At 73.4% G+C, this 19,527-nt stretch carries 17 protein-coding genes; 3 read left to right on the forward strand and 14 right to left on the reverse strand.

Annotation, left to right across the window (positions count from 1 at the left end; translation table 11 throughout):
- Positions 1 to 61 precede the first annotated feature (61 nt).
- Complete coding sequence (locus tag MOV08_RS28545) at positions 62 to 718, reverse strand: nucleoside/nucleotide kinase family protein (protein ID WP_039636931.1); 657 nt, start codon at positions 716 to 718, stop codon at positions 62 to 64.
- A 106-nt stretch (positions 719 to 824) separates the two neighbouring features.
- On the opposite strand from MOV08_RS28545, the gene MOV08_RS28550 reads away from it, so the two are divergent.
- The gene (locus MOV08_RS28550; protein WP_039636933.1) at positions 825 to 1,409 is read left to right on the forward strand and encodes a TetR/AcrR family transcriptional regulator; all 585 of its coding nucleotides are present in this window, start codon (positions 825 to 827) and stop codon (positions 1,407 to 1,409) included.
- Positions 1,410 to 1,575: 166 nt separating this feature from the next.
- On the opposite strand, the gene MOV08_RS28555 is transcribed toward MOV08_RS28550, so the two are convergent.
- Positions 1,576 to 2,739 (reverse strand): class I SAM-dependent methyltransferase, encoded by a 1,164-nt coding sequence (locus MOV08_RS28555; RefSeq protein ID WP_275309403.1) that lies wholly within the window; start codon positions 2,737 to 2,739, stop codon positions 1,576 to 1,578.
- Between the two features lie 257 nt (positions 2,740 to 2,996).
- Between MOV08_RS28555 and MOV08_RS28560 the strand changes: the two genes are divergently transcribed.
- Positions 2,997 to 3,950 (forward strand): universal stress protein, encoded by a 954-nt coding sequence (locus MOV08_RS28560; RefSeq protein WP_275309404.1) that lies wholly within the window; start codon positions 2,997 to 2,999, stop codon positions 3,948 to 3,950.
- 16 nt (positions 3,951 to 3,966) lie between these two features.
- Here MOV08_RS28560 and MOV08_RS28565 read toward each other — a convergent pair whose 3' ends face one another.
- From MOV08_RS28565 to MOV08_RS28595, 7 genes are all read right to left on the reverse strand, one after another.
- Positions 3,967 to 4,605, reverse strand: coding sequence for a DedA family protein (locus MOV08_RS28565; protein WP_275309405.1), 639 nt, complete (start codon positions 4,603 to 4,605; stop codon positions 3,967 to 3,969).
- Between the two features lie 151 nt (positions 4,606 to 4,756).
- Positions 4,757 to 5,221, reverse strand: a complete 465-nt coding sequence (locus MOV08_RS28570) for a DoxX family protein (protein ID WP_039636939.1) — start codon at positions 5,219 to 5,221, stop codon at positions 4,757 to 4,759.
- 123 nt (positions 5,222 to 5,344) lie between these two features.
- On the reverse strand, positions 5,345 to 7,273 hold the full coding sequence (locus tag MOV08_RS28575) for an FAD/NAD(P)-binding protein (protein ID WP_275309406.1): 1,929 nt from the start codon (positions 7,271 to 7,273) through the stop codon (positions 5,345 to 5,347).
- Positions 7,274 to 7,551: 278 nt separating this feature from the next.
- Positions 7,552 to 8,196 (reverse strand): HNH endonuclease family protein, encoded by a 645-nt coding sequence (locus MOV08_RS28580; protein ID WP_275309407.1) that lies wholly within the window; start codon positions 8,194 to 8,196, stop codon positions 7,552 to 7,554.
- Between the two features lie 353 nt (positions 8,197 to 8,549).
- Positions 8,550 to 9,107, reverse strand: a complete 558-nt coding sequence (locus tag MOV08_RS28585) for a DUF3291 domain-containing protein (RefSeq protein ID WP_275309408.1) — start codon at positions 9,105 to 9,107, stop codon at positions 8,550 to 8,552.
- Positions 9,108 to 9,706: 599 nt separating this feature from the next.
- A complete protein-coding gene (locus MOV08_RS28590) occupies positions 9,707 to 10,369 on the reverse strand; it encodes an HAD-IA family hydrolase (protein WP_039636952.1) in 663 nt (220 codons plus the stop codon).
- Between the two features lie 282 nt (positions 10,370 to 10,651).
- Positions 10,652 to 11,161 (reverse strand): peptidoglycan-binding domain-containing protein, encoded by a 510-nt coding sequence (locus MOV08_RS28595; protein ID WP_275309409.1) that lies wholly within the window; start codon positions 11,159 to 11,161, stop codon positions 10,652 to 10,654.
- 873 nt (positions 11,162 to 12,034) lie between these two features.
- On the opposite strand from MOV08_RS28595, the gene MOV08_RS28600 reads away from it, so the two are divergent.
- Entirely contained in the window at positions 12,035 to 14,125 is a 2,091-nt protein-coding gene (locus tag MOV08_RS28600) for an MDR family MFS transporter (RefSeq protein WP_275309410.1), read from the forward strand.
- Here the strand turns inward: MOV08_RS28600 and MOV08_RS28605 are convergent.
- The 5 genes from MOV08_RS28605 to proP all read right to left on the reverse strand — a co-directional run bounded on the left by MOV08_RS28605 (position 14,115) and on the right by proP (position 19,073).
- A complete protein-coding gene (locus MOV08_RS28605) occupies positions 14,115 to 14,690 on the reverse strand; it encodes a GNAT family N-acetyltransferase (protein WP_275309411.1) in 576 nt (191 codons plus the stop codon). The two genes, MOV08_RS28600 and MOV08_RS28605, sit on opposite strands and share 11 nt — an antisense overlap.
- Positions 14,691 to 14,920: 230 nt before the next feature.
- Positions 14,921 to 15,391, reverse strand: a complete 471-nt coding sequence (locus MOV08_RS28610; RefSeq protein ID WP_275309412.1) for a hypothetical protein — start codon at positions 15,389 to 15,391, stop codon at positions 14,921 to 14,923.
- Positions 15,392 to 15,681: 290 nt separating this feature from the next.
- Positions 15,682 to 16,008 carry an antibiotic biosynthesis monooxygenase family protein gene (locus MOV08_RS28615; protein ID WP_039636958.1) on the reverse strand — a complete coding sequence of 109 codons (327 nt, stop codon included), beginning with the start codon at positions 16,006 to 16,008 and terminating at the stop codon, positions 15,682 to 15,684.
- Between the two features lie 268 nt (positions 16,009 to 16,276).
- On the reverse strand, positions 16,277 to 17,416 hold the full coding sequence (locus tag MOV08_RS28620; protein ID WP_275311921.1) for a DUF2330 domain-containing protein: 1,140 nt from the start codon (positions 17,414 to 17,416) through the stop codon (positions 16,277 to 16,279).
- 175 nt (positions 17,417 to 17,591) lie between these two features.
- A complete protein-coding gene (gene proP / locus MOV08_RS28625; RefSeq protein WP_420834224.1) occupies positions 17,592 to 19,073 on the reverse strand; it encodes a glycine betaine/L-proline transporter ProP in 1,482 nt (493 codons plus the stop codon).
- Positions 19,074 to 19,527 lie beyond the last annotated feature (454 nt).

Genomic DNA, 19,527 nt, shown 5'->3' on the forward strand with positions numbered 1-19,527 from the left:
TTGGGGCCGAGTCGGGACCGGTGGCGGAGGGGTGGGGCAGGGGCGGTGGGGTCCGGGCGGGTCAGTCGTCCGACCGGGGCGGCGCCTCGTCCTCGGTGAAGGTCACGACGAGGTCGGCCCGGGGGCGGGTGGCCGCCACGAGGCGGGCGTTGGCCTCGTCGGAGGTGCGGACGAAGTCCTCGGCGTCGATGCGCAGGCGGCCGAACCGCTCGTGGCGGGCGATCAGCCGCCGCACCCGCTCCTGGCCGTCCAGTTCCATGAACCAGACCTCGTCGAGCAGTTCGCGGATCCGCGCCCAGGGGTCGGAGTGCAGCAGGAGGTAGTTGCCCTCGGTGATGACGAGCGGGATGTGCGGGGCCACCGGGATGCTGCCGGCGACCGGCTCCTCGATACGGCGGTCGAACGCGGGGGCGTAGACGGGCGTGCCGGGTTCGGGGGAGCGCAGACGGGACAGCAGGGCCGCGTAACCGGCCGGGTCGAAGGTGTCCGGCGCCCCCTTGCGGTCCATGCGGCCCAGGCGGCGCAACTCCGTCTCGGCGAGGTGGAAGCCGTCCATCGGGACGAGCGCCGCCTGGCCGGTCAGCTCCGCCGCCAGCCAGGCGGCGAGGGTGGACTTACCGGCACCCGGAGGCCCGGCGATGCCGAGCAGCCGGCGCCGGCCGGGCGTCGCGGAAGAGGCGAGCCGGCGGGCCCGGGCCGCGAGGTCGTCGAGGTTCATGATGGGTCCATCGTGCCTGATGGGGCGGGGTTGGCGCCGGGTAACCGGCCCGGCCCGCCGGACGTCGTCCGATTCCGCCCGGTGTGCGGCCAGTAGCATCGGCAGTGTGCCCCGTACCGCCGCCTCCGCCAGCTCTCCTGCCCCGCGGCGCCGGCCGCGCGCCGACGCCGAGCGCAATCGCGGCCGGGTGCTGGACGCCGCACGGGAGATGCTGCGGGCGCACGGCGACGAGGCGCAGATGCCCGAGATCGCGCGTGCCGCGGGCGTCGGGATCGGGACGGTCTACCGGCACTTCCCCAACCGGGCCGCGCTGATCGCGGCCGTGGGGGAGCAACGGCAGGCGGAGATCGTGGAGTTCGGGCGCAGCCGCTGCCTGGCCTGCCCGACCGCCGCCGAGGGGCTGGCCGCCTATCTCACGCACATCGGGGAGGTGCTCGACGCCGAGCGCGGGCTCTCCGCGGCGATCGAGGCGGCGTTCGGCTCCACCGAACCGGCCGGTGAGGGCCGGGAGCGCGCCGAGGAGGTGGCCGCCCAACTCCTCGCCCGCGGCAAGGAGGAGGGGGCGGTCCGGGCGGACGCCGAGGTCGAGGACGTGGTGATGGCGGTGTGCGGACTGGCCGCGGTGATCCGGAACGACGCCGGCGACTGGCACCGCTATGTGCGCACCGTCTGCGCCGGGCTGCGGCCGTAGGAACTGTCCGCGGAGACGCGGAGACGCGGAGACGAGAAAACGGGGCGGCGGGGCGGCGGGGCAGCAGGGGAGGACCGCCCGGGGCGGCCCGGCGGCCCGGGGCGGCGCACTTCCGGTACTCCCGTCGGCCGCCCCTGGGGGGCTCGCCCGGCCGCCCCGTCCTCGTTCAGTCCGCCGCGCCCAGCCGCCACAGGGACGTGACCTCCGCGGCGCGGGCCACGTGGAGCGGGTCGGAGGTGTCCTGGGCGCGCGGATGCCGGGGGGCGATGTCGAGCCGGTCGAGGACGGTGAGGCCGCCCCGGGCGAAGGCGTCGAGGAGTTCGGCGCGCGACCGCAGGCCGAGGTGTTCGGCCAGGTCGGAGAGGATCAGCCAGCCCTCGCCGCCCGGGGTCAGATGGTCGGCCAGACCGGTCAGGAAGCCGTGCAGCATCCGGTTGCCGGGGTCGTAGACCGCGTGCTCCACGGGAGAGGTCGGCTTGGCGGGCACCCACGGGGGGTTGCAGACGACGAGCGGGGCGCGGCCGGCCGGGAACAGGTCGGCCGCGACGATCTCCACCTGCTCGGCGACGCCCAGCCGCGCGGTGTTCTCGCGGGCGCAGGCCAGGGCGCGCGGGTCCTGGTCGGTGGCCACGATCCGCCGCACGCCGCGACGGGCCAGCACCGATGCCAGGACGCCGGTGCCGGTGCCGATGTCGAACGCCAGGTCGCGGCCGGGCAGCGGGGCCTCGGCGACCAGGTCGACGTACTCGCCGCGGGCCGGGGAGAAGACGCCGTAGTGCGGATGGATCCGGTCGCCGCCGAGGGCCGGGATCTGTACGCCCTTGCGGCGCCATTCGTCGGCGCCGATCACGCCGAGCAGTTCCCGTAGGGAGACCAGGGTGGCGGTGTCCCCGGAGGCGCCGGCGGGCGGCTCCGCCCCCTCCGGCGGACCGTAGGCCCGGGCGCACGCCTCGCGGACGTCGGGGGCGCGCGGCAACGGGACGGCCAGGTCCGCGTCCAGCGGGATCAGCAGCATGCCGAGGATCCGGGCGCGCTGGTTCTGGGCGGCGCGGTGCAGGTGGAACGCCTGGGTGACGTCGGCGGGCGGCGCCTTGCGCGGGCGGCGGTCCACCCGGCGGGCCAGTGCGGTCAGCAGCTGGCGGGCGTTGTGGAAGTCGCCGCGCCACAGGAGCGCGGTGCCCTCGCAGGCGAGCCGGTACGCCTCGTCGGCCCGGGTGCGGTCGTCCGCGACGACGATCCGGCGGGGTGGCCGGGCGCCGTTCTCGGAATGCCAACGGGCGGTACGGACCTGCTCGTCCTCGGTCCATTCGACGACCGGGGGGTGGTTCACCGCAGTGTGCCTCGCGTCAGTGGTTCGGACCCGCGCCTCCGGGGCGGGAGGGGGGAGGTGGGGACGTTCGACTCTACTCGGTGCCCGGGGCGGGACCTTTGTCCCTGTCTCCGCCACCGGCTCCGCGACAGGATGGGGGCAGTCGCCCAAAAGCTGTCCAGTGCGGTCAATTCGTCCTGAACATGAACTCATGGTGGTGAATCGGGGCAAAACACTCGTATGCACGGGCGTGTACGGACTCATGGGCGGAGGCGTGTATGGGCACCTTGCCGGTCATCGTCGGCGTGGACGGATCGCCGGACAGCGAGCGGGCGTTGCGCTGGGCGGCGGACGCGGCCCGGGAGCGGTCGGCGCCGCTCCAGGTGGTGCACGTCTGGCCGTACGCCACCGCCGAGCGCGCCGCGGCCGGCGAGCAGGGCGGCGACCCGGTGCTGGCCGACCTCCGGGACCGGCCCTTCCTCGCGGAGCTGCCGCAGGTGGCGTTCCGCGGGCTGAGCGGGCTGGCCGACACCGAGCTGCCGGCGCTCGGCGCCGAGGGCCAGCTGCTCGTCCTGGGGTCGCGCGGCCGGGGCGGGTTCGCCAGCCTGCTGCTCGGCTCCAACGGCCTGGCCTGCGCCGCCCGGTCCGCCTGCCCGGTCGTGGTGGTGCCGCGCCCGGACCGCGCCGGCGCCGAGCGGGGCCCGGACGGCGAACTGGTGCCGCCGGCCGTCCGGCAGGTGACGCTGGGCGTGGACGCGTCCTCCGACGAGCCCGCAGCGATCGGCTTCGCCTTCGCCGAGGCCGCCCGGCGCGGCGCCCGCCTCCAGGTCGTCTCCGGCTACACCTGGCCGATGCTGCTGCCGCCGGCCTTCGAGTACGCGGCGGTCTACGAGTCCACGCAGCAGGAGTACGAGGACGCGCTCGGCCTCCAGTTGGTGGACGCGCTCGCCCCGCACCGCGTCCGGTATCCGGGGGTCGAGGTGGCGGTCCAGTTGCGCGCAGGGGACGCCGCCGGGCAGTTGGTGGCGGCGTCCGCCGGCAGCGACCTGGTCGTGGTGGCGCGGCACCGGCGCCGGTTGCCGATCGGGCCGCGGCTGGGCTCGGTGGCGCACGCGGTCCTGCTGCACGCGATCTGCCCGATCGCCGTGGTGCCGGAGACCCGGGACGAGAACGGCCCCGCCGAGAGCGGCGGGGCCGAGGGCGACGCTTCTGAGGGCGCGGCCGGGGAGTGACGCGGGCGGTCGCCGGTCAGCGGGCGGCGGTCTCCCGCTCCGGGCGCCGGACGAGGTAGACGGCCACCGAGCCGGCGATGAACAGCGCGAGGACGGAGAGGGCGGTGCTCACCCAGGACGCGCCGAGCCAGTGCCCGCCGAAGTAGCCCAGGCTGACGCTGTACGCGGCCCACACCAGGCCGGCCAGCGCCGACCAGGGGAGGAAATCGCGCGCCGCCCGGTGGGCCACGCCGGCGCCCAGGCTGACCACGGAGCGTCCGGCGGGCGCGAAGCGGGCCAGGACGACGATGCCGCCGCCGCCCCGGGTGAGTGCCGCGCCCAGCCGCTGCTGGGCCGCGGTCAGTCGCCGGGAGCGGCTGATGGCCCGGTCGAAGCGGTCCCCGCCGCGCCAGGCCAGCCGGTAGGCGACCAGGTCGCCGAGGACGGACGCGGTGGCGGCGCAGAGCACCAGGGAGGCCATTTCGGCCAGCTGGTTCCCGCTGTGGACGGTGGCGGCGACGTCGGCGGTGGTGCCGGATCCGGCGGCCGTGGTGGCCGCGGTGATCACCAGGATCCCGCTCGGCAGGATCGGGACGAAGACGTCGAGGACGACCGAGAGGCCGACGATCACATACACCCACGGGGTGCCGCTCAGCGACCCCAGGCTCTCCACCAACGTCTTGCTCCCGGTCCGGACCCCGCCGCGACGTCGCTCGGCGCGGCAGGGGCGGCACTACGGCCATACAGCGTACGCCTGGCCGAAAAGACACCACGGGCCGGGGCGGTTGTGCCCGTCCCGGCCCGTGGTCGCTCGTTGCTGCCGCGCGTCAGACGGTGCTCGGCGCGCGCTCGACGGTGGGCGCCTGCTCGCGCTGCGCGCCGCCGAAGAAGAGCCGGTCCAGTGCCCAGGAGCCGGGGCCGGTGAAGACGATCAGCAGGAAGGCCCAGCAGAACAGCGCGGCCGCCTCGCCGCCGTTCTGGATCGGCCACAGCGCGTTGGGCTGGTGCATCGAGAAGTAGGCGTAGGCCATCGAGCCGGAGCTGACGAGCGCCGCCGCGCGGGTGCCCAGGCCCAGCAGCACCAGGACGCCGCCGGCCAGCTGTATGACCGCCGCGTACCACCCGGGCCAGGTGCCGGTCGGGACGGTGTGGCCGGTGCCCATCGCGCCGCCGAGGATGCCGAACAGCGAGGACGCCCCGTGGCAGGCGAAGAGCAGGCCGATGACGACCCGGAACAGCGCCAGGACGTGCGGGGTGTTGCGCTGGGTGAGGGAGTTCAGGGGAGCGGACATTGCGGTGACTCCTAGGTCTTGGGGGGACGAGCGGGCGCGGGGGACGGGCGCGCCCGTCGGAGTCTTGTAGATTAGGCCCCCCTAACTAGTACTTGCAAGTTCAACATTCTGGGAATAGGGGGGCTATTGGTCCGAACCAATGGGGTGCGGCATGGCTCCCGCGGCACGCAGGGCCGCCCGCGCCACCGCGTCCGTGTCGGCCAATGTGACCGACCCCACCCCTGGGCGGGCCCCCGCCGCCGTCACCCAGTGCACCCCCTCCGTCGGCACCCCCACCGCGAACCGCCGCGGATGCGGTCGGCCGTCCGCCTCGATGACGTGGTACGGACTCGGCGTCACGTCCAGGCCGCCGGTCTCGTATCCGTCCACGGTGTGCGGCCGGCAGCCGCCGTCCGTCAGGAGCCGGGCCAACAGCGCGTCCCCGGTGCGCCGCAGGTCCGGTTCCGGGAGCCGGGCCTCTATCAGGGCCTCCGCGGTGATCCCCGACCCCGGGACGGCCGGGGAGTGCGCCGTGAAACCGGGCGCCGCCCCGTCCCCGGCCCCCGTCCGGACCTCCATACGGGGGCCGACCACCTCCAGTACGCCGGCCTCGACGAGCGCCGCCATCTCCGCCGTCCGGCGGCGCGGCGGCCCGATCGACAGGAACGCGTTCAGCGGCGTGTACCAGCGGTCCAGGTGGTCGCGGCGGGACGCGCCCGCCAGCCCGCCGTGGTCGACGATCTGCCGCAGTTCGTTCCGCAGGTCCCGCAGCACGTCCAGGGCCGCCTTCACCGGGCCGGCCACGTTGCCCAGCCGGGCGTGTGCGACGTCCGCCCGCAGATGGTCCAGCAGCCAGGCGCGGAACGCCGCCCGGTCGGCGAACGGCAGATCCGGATACGGGTGGGCGACGGCGTCCCAGTCCCAGCGGTCGGCGGGCGCCACGCCGACGGCGTCGAGGCTCGCGGCCTCCTGCGGACTGCGGTGCGCACCGGCCAGGAAGCGCTCCCGGAAGCGGTCCCGCTCCGCGCCGGACGGGCCGCCCGGGGCGGCGGCCCGGCGCGCCAGCAGCGCCTCGTAGTAGACCGCCTCCACCTCCTTGGCGACCAGCGGCCACACCTCGACCAGGAAGTCCGGCGGATCCCCGGAGTCCGCCCGCTTGCGGAACGCCGCGATCACGTCCGCGGTGAGCAGCAGCGGCAGGTGGCGGCCGTGCGGGCCCTTGGCGTTGTCGCCCCGCGCCTGGTACGGGATGCCGCGCCGGGAGCCCGCGTACAGCCGGGGCTCGCGGCCCGACGGCCGGTACGTCAGGGTGCCGTCGGGGCCGGGGACGAAGCGGCCGCCGCGGCCGGCGGTCAGCAGCGCCAGGTGGTCGAAGAAGTTCAGGCCGAGGCCGCGCAGCAGGACCGGCCGGCCCGCGGGCAGCGCGGCCAGCTCGGCGGTGAGGTCGGCCGGATTGGCGGGCGGCAGGTAGTGCAGCCCGTGGGCGGCGGCGTAGCCGGCCAACTCCCGCTGTCCGGCGTCCGGGAGGGTCGGCAGATGGCCCTGGGCCAGGACCACCGCGCCCAGGCCGGTCAGCGTCCGGCCGTCGTCGAGGGCGAGCTCCTGGGTGCCGTCGGGGGCCTGCGCCAGCCGCACCGCGCGGGCCCGGTGCGTCACCACGGTCACCGCCTCCGGCGCGGTCCGCACCGTGCGCCGGAACACCCACTCCAGATAGCGGCCGTACAGCGCGCGCCCCGGATAGTCGTCCGGTCCGACGTCGCGGCCCGCCCAGTCGTGGAGGCTCGGCCCGGTGCGTATCGGGCCATCGCACTCCACGCTGTCGTCAGTGAACAGGGTGACCTGCGACGCCACGGTGTTCATGAGCAGGTCGGCGGGCTGATCGGGGCGCCACACCCGGCCGGCGCCGGGCGGCGCGGGGTCGATGACGTGCACGGTCAGCCGGGTGCCCGGCACCAGCCCGGCGGCCGAGGCGCAGATCCGCTCCAGGACGCTCGTCCCGCGCGGTCCCGCGCCGACGACGGCGAGACGGGCGGCGGGGCGGGTGGGGTGGTCGACGGGGTGGGCGGCGGCCAAGAGCTGCTCTCCCTGGGGCGGCGGACGGCCGGCGCGCGGGAGGGCGCGCCGGCCGTCAAGGGGCGGACGACGGCAAATGTGCGCCCCATCATCACCGCCCGAGGCGCCGGTGCGGCACCCGGGTGGGCAAAGATTCCGCGGGATTCGCAGGTGGGCCGGGTGTCCGTGGCGGCGAACCGCACCGCACCCGGGCTTTCACCGGCAACGGCCGCATACGGTGCAGAATCAGCCTGTATCGGTCGCGCCCCGGTGGCGGGCCCGCCCGTCCGGCCCGGACCTCAGCAGCCGTCGAGGATCTTCTTCAGCGCGGCCTTCTCCGCCCTGTCCGCGGTCAGCCCATAGGTGTGCTTCACCCACACCCACATCCGGGCGTACTCGCAGTGGTACGACGCCTTCGGCGGCAGCCACTCCGCCGGGTCCTTGTCGCCCTTGGCCTGGTTGACGTTGTCCGTGACGGCGATCAGTTGAGAGTGCGTCAGGTCGTTGGCGAACGCCTGGCGGCGCGCGGTGGTCCACTGCGCGGCGCCGGACTTCCACGCCTCGGACAGCGGGACGACGTGGTCGATGTCCAGGTCGGACGCCTTGGTCCAGGTCGCCCCGTCGTAGGCGGAGACCCAGGTGCCGCTCACCGCGGCGCAGTTGCCGTCCTGCTGGACGTTCCTGCCGTCGCGCTTGAGCACCACCTCGCGGGTGTTGCAGTGGTGGCCCTGGTCGGTCCAGTGCGGGAACTTGGCGCGGCTGTAGCCGTCCTGCGGGCCCTCGGGCTGCTCCTTGATCTGCGCCAGGTACGTCCGCGCGGTGGCCGCGCCGGGCGGTGCGGGCGGGGCGGCCTCGGCGGTCTGGCCGCTCAGGACGAGCATGCTGGTCAGGGCGGCGGCCGTGGCCGCGGCGAGGGACACGCGACGCGCGTAGCCCAATGCCATCGGAACTCCCTTGAAGTGGGGGGAAGTTGGCGTGCGGTCGGGCCCATGGTGGGTTCGTGGGGTTGCCGGCACATGGGCACCGGGTGACAGCGTGGCGACATGCTCACGTCGCTTCAAGTGGGGTGAGGGTGGCGGCTCCCCGTGGGGATGGGCAGCCAACAGCCGTACGGAAGCAGCTAGTGACGGTGCGTCACATAGCTGCTCGTGCTGGTCGGTACGGTCCGGCGCCCGCGGGGAAAAACGTGGGGCCCGTTCGACCGCGGTCGGTCGGACGGGCCCCAGGGGTCGGGCTGTACGGGCTGCTCACGTCGTACGGGCGTGTGACGGCGAACCCGGTCGTTCGGGCTTCCTTGTCAGCGGACCTGGTCGCTCTTCGGCCCGATGTCTTTGATCCTGGTCGGAGTTCCGTCCGGGGCGAACGAGTGGTGGAAGGTGAAGGCGTGCGGCGCGGGGCCGTGGTCGCGGAGGTGCCCCAGCCTGGAAACCCCGTCCTGCCAGGTGGGTATCACGCCGTCGGGGACCCACCAGAACGCGTAATTCGGGTGTTCTGTCCTCTCGAACCAGTCGTAACGCCTGTTCAGCGCCTCACGGTGCAGACCGGTGTAGATGGCGTCGAAGGCGGGGCGCAGGTCGGTCCAGAGCGAGAGGGTCGTGGCCAGGGCGGTGGTTTCCGCCGTGCGGCCCTTGGCGTACCAGGTCGGTACGGCGAACTCTCCCCATGCACCCCAGTCCAAGTCGAAGTGTGAGCCCCGGTTGCCGTCTCCCGCTTCAGCATGCGCGAGGTATCCGGGGTGCTGACTGATCTTCCGGTAGACGGCCTCACCGATGTCGTAGAACTCGCGCGTGAGAGGCGCCGGATCGGCGAGGGGTGACTTCAGGACGCCGAATGTGTACAGAGCAAGATGGGGCATGCGTCTCTCCCTGGTCGAGGGTGCCTGGTGTGGACCCGGTTCGGTGGCTTGCGCATGGGGGCGAGCCCTAGTGGGGCGTGACCGACTCATCCCGTTGCGGGTGGCTCAGCCTGAAGGAACTCCTGTGCGACCGTGGGCGATCGCCGAAGACCAGGTGAAGGTAGCTGCCTTTGCGGGCCCTGTCGAAGTTGCGTTTTCCCTGTCCAAGTGGCTTCTTGCACAGGCCCTGGCGGGGGCTGGGGCGGTGACGGGTGGGGCGGTGACGGGCGGGGCGGGCTGCGGGGTGCTGCCGCACGCCCCGGCTTCCGGCTGAAGGCCGCCTGGGTGCTGGACCTGTACGCCCGCACCTGGCAGGGCGAACGGCTCGGCGATGACGAGTACGCGATCCGCGCGGACGAGAAGAGCTTCATCCAGGCCCGGTGCCGCTGCCACCCCGCCCTCGCCCCCGGCAAGGCCAGGGCGATGCGCGTCAATCACGCCTACGGACGCGGCGGTTGTCGCACCGGCGCCGTGAACAACCCCCGAAGGATTTACGGCGCCGACTACTCAGCCGTTCGGGCCATTGGGGCCGTTGGAGTCGTTCAGGCCGTTGGGGTCGTTCAGGCCGTGATCCGGACGGCGATCCCGCCGTCGACCAGTCCCTCGATGCGGATCTGTGTGAGGTCGCGGACGTGGGCGGTGGGCGCGAACCGGGCGGCGCGCTCGCCGACCCCCACGACCCGCATGCCGGCGGCCCGGCCGGCCTCGATGCCCGCCTCGGAGTCCTCGAAGACCAGGCAGTCCTCGGGGGCGAAGCCCAGTTCGGCGGCGCCCTTGAGGAAGCCCTCGGGGTCCGGCTTGCTGGCGCTCACGCTCTCCGCGGTGATCCGCACGTCCGGCATGGGCAGCCCGGCCGCCCCCATGCGGGCCTCGGCCAGCGCGATGTCGGCCGAGGTCACCAGGGCGTGCGGGAGCCGGGCGAGGGCGGCCATGAAAGCGGGCGCGCCGGGTACCGGGACCACGCCCTCGACGTCGGCGGTCTCCTGCTCCAGCATCCGGCGGTTGTCCGCCAGGTTCTGCTCCATCGGGCGGTCCGGCAGCAGCGCCGCCATGGTGGCCCAGCCCTGTCGCCCGTGGACGACCTTGAGGACGTCCTCAGCCGGCAGCCCCTGCTCGGCCGCCCAGCGCCGCCAGCAGCGCTCCACGACGGCCTCGGAGTTCACGATGGTGCTGTCCATGTCCAGCAGCAGGGCGCGGGCTATGAGCGTGGTGGTGGACGTCATCGGCGGGCTCCTGGGCGCGGTGGGCCGGCAGCGGGACTGCCAGGACGTGCGGGGAGTACACAAGCGGTCCCGCCCGCTGGTCAGGGAGTGCGGGCGGAACCACTTTGTTTTTTCACGATACAAAACGAGGGCGGGCGGCGACAACCGACGGACCCCTCGGATCGGCATGGCATTCGTCACGCTCGGGCTGACATGTCCGACCATGTCGCTCCATGGCGCACCCGCGGCCGCCCCGTGGCGTACCTGCCACCGGCGTGTGGCGCACCTGAGGAGGCGACGGGCTCACGACTGTTGGGTGCGCGCCTCCAGGGAGGCCCGGGTCGCGGCCCCGTAGACGCCGTCGGGGTCGTCGTGCACCCCATAGGTCTGCTGGTAGCGCGCCACCGCGTCCCGTACTTCCGCGCCGTACCGACCGTCCACCGCCCCCGTATAGAACGCCAACTGCCGCAGCCGCCCCTGGAGTTCCAGCACCTCCGGACCGCTGGAGCCCTCGCGGAGCACGATCGGCCCGGTGGGGGCCGTACTGGGGGAGGCGTCGCCCGAGGGGACCGCGACGCTGCCGGACGCCCGTACCGGGGGCGGCAGGGGAGGGGCCGGTGACCGGGAGGGGCGGGGGAGGGTGCCGGGCGGCCTGGAGCGCGAGGTGGCGGGGGAGGGGCGGACGGGCGTCGGCGTGGGGGTGGCGGGGGCGGTGGTGGTGGGGGCGCTGGTGCCGCGGTCCGGGGGCGCCACACGGTCGCGGTCGCCGTCCGGGAGCAGCCCGGTGCCGACCATGATCGCCGCGGCGGTCACGGCGGTGCCGGTGGCGGCCAGGAGGACGGGCCGGGCCCGGCGACGCCCCGCGGGAGGGCCGCTCCCGTCGGGCGCCGCGACCCGCGGCAACGGGCCGGGCGTCGCGTCCTCCGGGAACGGGCCGGGTGCCGTGTCCCCCGGGAACGGGCCGGACGTCTCGCCCTCCGGGAACGAGTCGGACGTCTCGCCCTCCGGGAACGAGTCGGACGTCTCGTCCTCCCTTAAGGGACCGGATAAGGGGCCGGACAAGGGACCGGATAAGGGACCGGACGTATGGAAGGTCCTGGATGTCGGTCCGGCGGGACGGGGGAATCTGTGGACCGCGGCGTCCACCCCCGGTAAGTCCTCCAGCGGGTTCAGCGAGCCCCGCCAGTCCCGTTCGCCGCCGCCGGGGCCGGGGCCCGCGCAAGGAGCGTCCCCGCCCTCCCCGCCCTCGTCGGGCGCGGCGACCCGGTCCGGCAGGGAGACGTACGGCCGTAAGCGCAGCGGATCAAAGTCCTCCGCCTCGGCCGCCGCGCACAGGCAGGTCGGCCGGCCGTCCCCGCGTACCGGGGCGAAGCAGTGCGGGCAGGTGGATGCTGCCGTCACGAAGGTCCCCTCTCTGGAGGCGCGAACCGGCAGCCGATTATGCAGAGCGCCCGCCGTCCCCGCAGGCGCTCCACGAGATCCGCCCCACGTCTCCCGCCCGCCCCCGGTGTGGCCGGGCCCGCTCGGCGGGCCGGATCGGGCGGAACCGCCCACGATGGAGAGAAGGCCCGAGGCCACCGCGGACTGCCGTACGGACCGCCGCACGGCGACCGCACGGACGGCCGGCGACGCGCGTACGTGCCGGACGCGAGCACGTACCTGCCGGACACGAGGGAGACGACGCTCATGGCGCAGCACACCGGCGCTCCTGCCGTTCCCGGCGAGGACCGGTCCCGGCGGACGGTCCTGGTCGCGATCGGCGCGCTGCTGCTCGGCCTGCTCATCGCGGCACTCGACCAGACCATCGTCGCCACCGCGCTGCCCACCATCGTCAGCGACCTCGGCGGCCTCAACCACCTCTCCTGGGTGGTGACCGCCTATCTGTTGGCGTCCACGGCGGCGACGCCCCTGTGGGGCAAGCTCGGCGACCAGTACGGCCGCAAGAAGCTGTTCCAGGCCGCCATCGTGATCTTCCTGATCGGCTCGGTGCTCTGCGGTCTCGCGCGGAACATGGGCGAGCTGATCGGCTTCCGGGCGCTCCAGGGCCTGGGCGGCGGCGGCCTGATCGTGCTGTCGATGGCGATCGTCGGGGACATCGTGCCGCCCCGCGAACGCGGCAAGTACCAGGGGCTGTTCGGAGCCGTGTTCGGCGGCACCAGCGTCCTGGGGCCGCTGCTCGGCGGGCTGTTCGTGGACCACCTCAGCTGGCGCTGGGTCTTCTACATCAACCTCCCCATCGGCGCCGTCGCGCTCGCCGTCATCGCCGCCGTGCTGCACATACCGGTCCACCGCACCCCGCACCGCATCGACTACCTGGGCACCGCGCTGATCGCCGCGGTCGCCACCTGCCTGGTCCTGATGACCTCGCTCGGCGGCGTCAGCTACCCGTGGGCCTCCTGGCAGACCGCCCTGCTCGCCGGACTCGGCGTCGTGCTGCTGGTCGCCTTCGTCCTCGTCGAGCGCCGGGCCGCGGAACCGGTCATCCCGCTGCGCCTGTTCACCTCGCGCACCTTCACCCTCTGCTCGGTCATCGGCTTCGTCATCGGCTTCGCGATGTTCGGCTCGATGACGTACCTGCCGACGTTCCTCCAGGTCGTCCAGCGGGTCTCGCCGACCATGTCCGGCGTGCACATGCTGCCGATGGTGTTCGGGATGCTGCTCTCCTCGACCGCGTCCGGGCAGATCGTCTCCCGCACCGGCCGCTACAAGGTCTTCCCCGTAGCCGGCACCGCCGTGGTCACCCTCGGCCTGCTGCTCCTGCACCAGCTCGACCCGTCCAGCGGCGTCGCCCTGATGAGCACCTACTTCTTCGTCTTCGGCTTCGGGCTCGGCCTGGTCATGCAGGTCCTGGTGCTCATCGTGCAGAACGCCGTCCCCTACAAGGACCTCGGGGTGGCCACCTCGGGCGCCACCTTCTTCCGTTCCATCGGCGCCTCGTTCGGCGTCTCCATCTTCGGCACGATCTTCGCGAACCGGCTCGGCCCGCGGATCGCCGCCGTGCTCGCCGGTGCGTCGCTGCCGCCCGGCATCTCCCCGGCGAAGGTCGCCCAGGACCCGCGGACCATCGCCCAACTGCCGCCCTCACAGGCCGCCGGCGTCCTCGGCGCCTACTCCTCCTCCATCACCGACGTCTTCCTCTACGCGGTCCCGGTCGTCCTCGTCGCCTTCGCCCTGGCCTGGTTCCTCCGCGAGGAGCCGCTGCGCGGCAGCGTCACCGCCCCCGACACCAGCGAGGTCCTCTGCTCCAACCCCGTCGAGCGGTCCTCCCGCGAGGAGGTCGCCCGCGCGCTGTCCAAACTCGGCAGCATGGAGGGCCGCAAGGACATCTACCGGCGGATCACCGCGCGCGCCGGCCTGGACCTCAAACCGGCCGCGAGCTGGCTGGTGTTGCGCACCCACCGCTACGGCTCGGTGGAACCCGCGCTGCTCGCGGAGCGCAGCCGGGTGCCGCTCGGCGTGGTCGCCGAGGGCGTCCGGCAGATCGAGGAGCGCGGCCTGGCCGCCCGCGAGGGGCTGATGCTGCTGCTCACCGACCGCGGGAAGGAGGCCGCGGAACAACTCTCGGCGGCCCGCCAGGAGTCGCTGGCGGAGCTGCTGGGCGACTGGTGGACCAAGGACCGGCCCACCGACCTGACCGAACTCGTCCAGGAGCTGACGGCGGAGCTGTGCGGCTCGGACGAGGAGGAACCGCACGACGGCGACGCCCGGCCACCGGTGCCGCGCACCCCGGCCCGCACCACGCCGCGCTCGCCGCAGCCGCCGGACCTCACCGAGTAAGCGTCGGCTCGGCCCCGTCGGGCCGCCCGGCGCCGGCCCCCGACCGCCGCGGCCCCGCCAGCCGCTTCTCGAAGAAGATCTCCGCGTAGGGGTCGCCGTAGTGGTAAGGGGCGATCTCGACGTAACCGCGTCGCCGGTAGAGGGCGAGGGCCTCCGTCAGGTCCAGCCGGGTGTCCAGCCGGATCCGCTCCGCGCCCAGCCGCACGGCCGCCGCCTCCGCGGCCCCCACCAACCCGCTCGCGACGCCCAGGCCGCGCGCGCCGGGCCGGACGAACACCTGCTTCAGCTCGGCGGTCCGGGCGTCCCACAGCCGGACCCCGGCGCAACCGGCCGGCTCGCCGCCGTGCCGGGCCACCAGCAGTACCCCGTGCGGCGGCATCAGCACCGCGCCCTGGTGCCCGGCCACGCCCTCGTCGATCTCCTCCGGCCTCGCGCGACGCCCTTCGTACAGCGCGAAATAGCGGTCGGCGACCTCGGTGTAGTACTCGCGGAACAGGGCCCGCGCGACCGGCGCGTCGACCGACTCGGCGGTGATCGTCCAGGGCGGGGCGGCGACATCGCTCATGCCCGCATTGTCACGACGGCACGGACCTCGCCGTCAATCGCTTTTCGCCTTGCCCCCGGGCCCCGCCGCCCCACGCAAAGGGCCCCGCCGCATACGGACCATACGGACGGGACCCCTGCCGAACGCGCTGCGAAGCCGTCAGCCCTGCTCGGGCGCGGCCTGCTGCACGACCTCGAAGGACGGGTGCAGACCAGGTACTGGCCCTCCGGCGCCCCAGGGAGCGAGGCGCGTTACAGCTCTTTGAGCCAACGATTCGACCACTCGGCGGTGGGCGCGTGCACGAAGCCATAGCGTCGGCCGAGTGACTTGGCGCCGGCCGGGGTTCCCATGTTCGACTCGATCCGCTTGAACCCCGCGTCGCGGAGCATGTGGAAAACCCGTTCCAGGAAGGTGTCGACGATCTCCCGCCGGGTGTCACGATCGACTTCCGGAACGACGAAGAACCAGCCGAGATCAGTCGCCTCCTGGCCTTCTTTCCGTTCCGTCGGGATACAGAAGAAACCACCCATCATGTTCCCCGAGTCGTCGAGTGCCACCAGGTGTTTGACGCCGGGGCCCAGCCCGCCCTCGATCGCGGAACGTGTGAAGTCCACGGGGTTGTCGACCGTGTACCCGTCATCGTTGAACTGCGAGTCGTGAAACGTACGGCGCAGTGTCGACTCGATGTCGTCCCATCGGGCCTTCATGAAGTGCTCGTCCACGAGCCTGACCTTCATTGCGCGCCTCCGTCCAAGTCGACCAGCTCGTGTGTACCGACGAGCTGCCGGCCACGGGGTACCTCGTCCACCATGGCAACGCGTGAGGCCGCCCGCGATCAGGCATCCGCCGAACGGCTGACCCGCCGGACACACCGGACCCGTCCGCGGCCGAGATCGACTCCATCGGCGTCCGGTACCTCCAGCCGGCCTTCGTGTGAACACGCGAAAACCAGCAACCGCGCGGCCGTGACGAAGCAGCCGCGCGGTTCGCGCCAGGATGGGACAAGCTCGGGCTAGGCGTTCTTGGGCGCGGCCTGCTGCACGACCTCGAAGGACCACAGCGTCGACCCGCTGGCGGCCGGCTTCGGCCGCTCGCCGCCCTCGCCGCCGTGCTGGTGCGCGGCCTTCATCGGCCCCTCCATCCACGCCTGGAACGACTCCTCGTCGCGCCACCGGGTGTAGACGAGGTACTGGTCGGTCCCCTCCACGGGGCGCAGCAGCTCGAACCACTCGAAGCCGTCCGACGAATCAACCGTCCCGGCGCGCGCCGCGAAGCGCTTCTCCAACACCTCGCGCTGCTCGGCCGGCACGGTCAGCACATTGATCTTCACGATGCTCATGGGCCCATCGTGCCGCATGGCTTCGTCCGTCGGCGCGTGGGGCTCCGCCCGGTGGCGTGGGCGGGGTGCCGTCCCCGCGCGGGGACGGTGGTCCGTCCGGTGGGGGGCTGTGGCAGCGTACGAGGTGGATCACCTGGCGTAGGAGAAAGAACCTCGATGGTCGGCGACGTCACGGCCGGCGACCGCGGGCGCCTACGCCGACGCCCTGGAATCCCCGGAGGTCCCAGAACTCGTCAAGGGCATGGCGGACCTGGCGTAGTCGCGCGGCTCACACGGGGGACGCGGGTGGCGGTGCCGGGGTGGCCGTCGGCCGGCGTCGGCCGGCGGTCAGGGCCGCGGCGGCCATGAGGAGGAGCAGGGTGCCGCCGCCCATGGTGGGGATCCAGAGGGGGATGCCGCCCACCTGGAGGAGGGAGTAGGCGTAGTGCACCCGGTGGTACGGGGTGTCCGCGGCCGTGCGGCGGAACTCGTGGTCGTCGTCGATGCGTTGGGGCCGGGGGAAGCTCTGGTCGAACGTGGTGAGGAAGGCCGGCGCGGGGCCGGCGAAGTCGCGGACGGCGCCCTGCGGCTGGATCCGGCCGGCGTAGCTGACGTGCGGCGGGGCTCCGCCGATGGCGCTGCGCGGTGCCATCCGGTGGGGTGCCAGGAGGTAGAGGCTCAGCTCCTGCGGGGTGGTGGCGAGGCGGGAGAGCCGCATGGGGTAGACGGGGTGGCCGGAGGCGAAGGAGAGCAGGAGCGGGTCGAGGGTGCCGGTGAGGCGGGTGCCGTGGTCGGCGGGGGCGAGCCGGACCGCCACGTATTCCCAGTGCCGGTCCACATAGGGGCGGAGGGCGGTGGCCAGCGCGGGCGGGAGCGTGAAGCCGTTGGCGGCGAGCCAGCCGCGCAGCGCGTCGGGGTCGGTGGCGGTCAGCCGGGCGACGTCGAAGGGGCCCAGCCGCTCACGGCCGACGACGCCGACCGACGAGTCGGCGGGCGGGGCGGCCGCGTCGCCGGCGCCGCCGAAGTCCGACCTGAAGGGCCAGTCGCCGGCGTGCGGCCAGAAGTAGTGCCGGTACTCGGTGACCGGCTCGGTGATCCGGCTCAGCTCGTCGGCGAGTTCGGGATCGCCCAGTCGCACGGTGGCGCGGTGCGGGACGGGCATGATCCAGGCGGCGTCCGGGGCGGTGCCGTAGACCGACAGGCTCATGGAGATCTGCTCGGTGGCGCCGTCCCAGCGCACCACCGACGTCTCGTGGTGCACCCCGATCGTGGTGTTCGGGCCGTGCACCATCGCCCCGCAGCCACAGGCGTAGGCGGGGCGGGCGAGCCAGACCAGCTGCACCGCCAGGAGGAGCAGGACGACGCACAGCGCCCGTCGCCGCCCGGCCGCGGCCGTCGTCCCCGTCGTCGCGTCTGCCGCCACCCGCATGGTGGTCCCCCGTTCCGTGCCGGCGATCCCCGCGATCGCCAGGGTCACAGACGGGGCGAGCGGTGTCACCGGTTCCCCTTGTACCGCCATCCGGTACGGCGACGGCCGGCCGCCGGGCCCCTGGTGGGGTCCGACGACCGGCCGTGCGCGGGTCGTGGTGCGCGTGCGGGGCGGGTCAGCGCGCCGCGGTCGCCGCGAGGAGCTGCCGGGCCTCGGCCTCGGTCTCCACCGCCGGCGGCGAGCCGGGCAGCGGCTTGCGGGCGCTCTCCGACATCAGCAGCACCGCGATGCCGCCGATCACGGCCGCCGCCATCATGTAGTAGGCGGGCATCATCTTGTTGCCGGTCGCGCCGATCAGGGCGGTGACCACCAGCGGCGTCGTGCCGCCGAAGAGCGACACCGAGATGTTGAAGCCGATCGACAGCGAGCCGTAGCGCACCTTGGTCGGGAAGAGCGCGGGCAGCGCGGAGGGCATCGCCGCGGTGAAGCACACCAGCAGCAGGCCGAGCGCGCCCATGCCCAGGGCGATGGCGATCAGCGAGCCCTGCCGGATCAGCAGCAGTGCGGGGACGGACAGGACCAGGAAGCCCACGCAGCCGGCGCCGATGACCGGGCGGCGACCGAACCGGTCGGACAGCTTGCCCGCGAACGGCTGCACGCCCATCATCACGACCATCACGCCGAGCACGACCAACAGCCCGTGCGTCTCGTCGTACTTGAGCTCCGAGGTGAGGTAACTCGGCATGTACGACAGCAGCATGTAGTCGGTGACGTTGAAGACCAGGACCAGGCCGATGCACAGCAGCATCGCCCGCCACTGACCGAAGACCATCTCGCGGATGCCGATCCGCTTCTCGGCCGCGCGGCGCTCCTTCTCCTTGGCGTGCGCCTCCTTCTCCAACTGGGCGAAGGCCGGGGTCTCTTCGAGCCGCATCCGCAGGTAGAGGCCGATGATGCCCATCGGACCGGCGATCAGGAACGGGATCCGCCAGCCCCAGGAGTGGAGGTCCTCGGTGGACAGCAGCGCGGTCATCAGCGTGACCAGGCCGGCGCCGCCGACGTAGCCGGCGAGGGTGCCGAACTCCAGCCAGCTGCCGAGGAATCCGCGCTTCTTGTCGGGCGCGTACTCGGCGATGAAGGTGGAGGCGCCGCCGTACTCGCCGCCGGTGGAGAAGCCCTGCACCAGGCGGGCGGCCAGCAGCAGGATGGGCGCGCCGACGCCGATCGAGGCGTACGACGGGATCAGGCCGATGGCGAAGGTGCCCACGGCCATCATGATCATGGTGATGGCGAGGACCTTCTGGCGGCCGATGCGGTCGCCGAGCGGGCCGAAGAACATGCCGCCGAGCGGGCGCACCAGGAAGGCCGCGGCGAACGCGCCGAAGGTCGAGAGCAGCTGCGCGGTCGGGTTCCCGGACGGGAAGAAGACATGGCCGAGGGTGACCGCGATGTAGCTGTAGACGCCGAAGTCGAACCACTCCATCGCGTTGCCGAGGGCGGCCGCCGATACCGCGCGCTTGACCATCGCGGGGTCGACGACCGTCACCTCGCCCGGGGTCTGCGGCCGGGGGGCCGTCTGCTGCGGCCCGGTGGCGGCGCCGGCGATTCCGCCGTCGCCCGTACGGGACCCGGGTGCGAGGGGGGACTGCGTCGGCACGTGTTCGCTCGCCTGCGCTCTCTGGGACGACTACAAGGACCTGCCCCGCCGTGGCGCGACGAGGCAAAGGACGACCATACGGGCAGACCGGGTCATCACGGACAGTGTGCAGATGACTGCACAGTCGTCCGCCTACCCCCTCCTCGCTGGGCAAACATGCATCCGCGAACTTTTTTGCCCGGCCCTTGTTTGTGATCCATCTCGCGGGGATCGACCGCAACCGAGGGGCTATGTGTGGCCCGCGTCACGGGTGGGTGCGGATTCGGGGCGTGTTCGTTCGCGCACGGAAACGACAGGGGGAGGGGCGGGCCGGGGTCCGGGGGCGCGGCATACGGAAACGGCGCGGCGGTGCACCCGCACCACCGCGCCGAAGGATCGTCGCGTCCCTCCAGGATCGGCCATGGGCCCGGGCCCCGCCACTCGGGCGGTCGCCGGGGCGGTCACCGGGCGGGCG

This window comes from Streptomyces yunnanensis, from assembly GCF_029011865.1.
Lineage (GTDB): Bacteria > Actinomycetota > Actinomycetes > Streptomycetales > Streptomycetaceae > Streptomyces > Streptomyces yunnanensis.

Bases quoted from the DNA above. Each gene is read 5' to 3' on its own strand.
- MOV08_RS28560 (WP_275309404.1), top strand. From the start codon at position 2,997: ATGGGCACCTTGCCGGTCATCGTCGGCGTGGACGGATCGCCGGACAGC.
- MOV08_RS28580 (WP_275309407.1), bottom strand. From the start codon at position 8,196: ATGGCATTGGGCTACGCGCGTCGCGTGTCCCTCGCCGCGGCCACGGCC.
- MOV08_RS28585 (WP_275309408.1), bottom strand. From the start codon at position 9,107: ATGCCCCATCTTGCTCTGTACACATTCGGCGTCCTGAAGTCACCCCTC.
- MOV08_RS28620 (WP_275311921.1), bottom strand. From the start codon at position 17,416: ATGCGGGTGGCGGCAGACGCGACGACGGGGACGACGGCCGCGGCCGGG.
- MOV08_RS28590 (WP_039636952.1), bottom strand. From the start codon at position 10,369: ATGACGTCCACCACCACGCTCATAGCCCGCGCCCTGCTGCTGGACATG.
- MOV08_RS28605 (WP_275309411.1), bottom strand. From the start codon at position 14,690: ATGAGCGATGTCGCCGCCCCGCCCTGGACGATCACCGCCGAGTCGGTC.
- MOV08_RS28600 (WP_275309410.1), top strand. From the start codon at position 12,035: ATGGCGCAGCACACCGGCGCTCCTGCCGTTCCCGGCGAGGACCGGTCC.
- MOV08_RS28570 (WP_039636939.1), bottom strand. From the start codon at position 5,221: ATGTCCGCTCCCCTGAACTCCCTCACCCAGCGCAACACCCCGCACGTC.
- MOV08_RS28615 (WP_039636958.1), bottom strand. From the start codon at position 16,008: ATGAGCATCGTGAAGATCAATGTGCTGACCGTGCCGGCCGAGCAGCGC.
- MOV08_RS28545 (WP_039636931.1), bottom strand. From the start codon at position 718: ATGAACCTCGACGACCTCGCGGCCCGGGCCCGCCGGCTCGCCTCTTCC.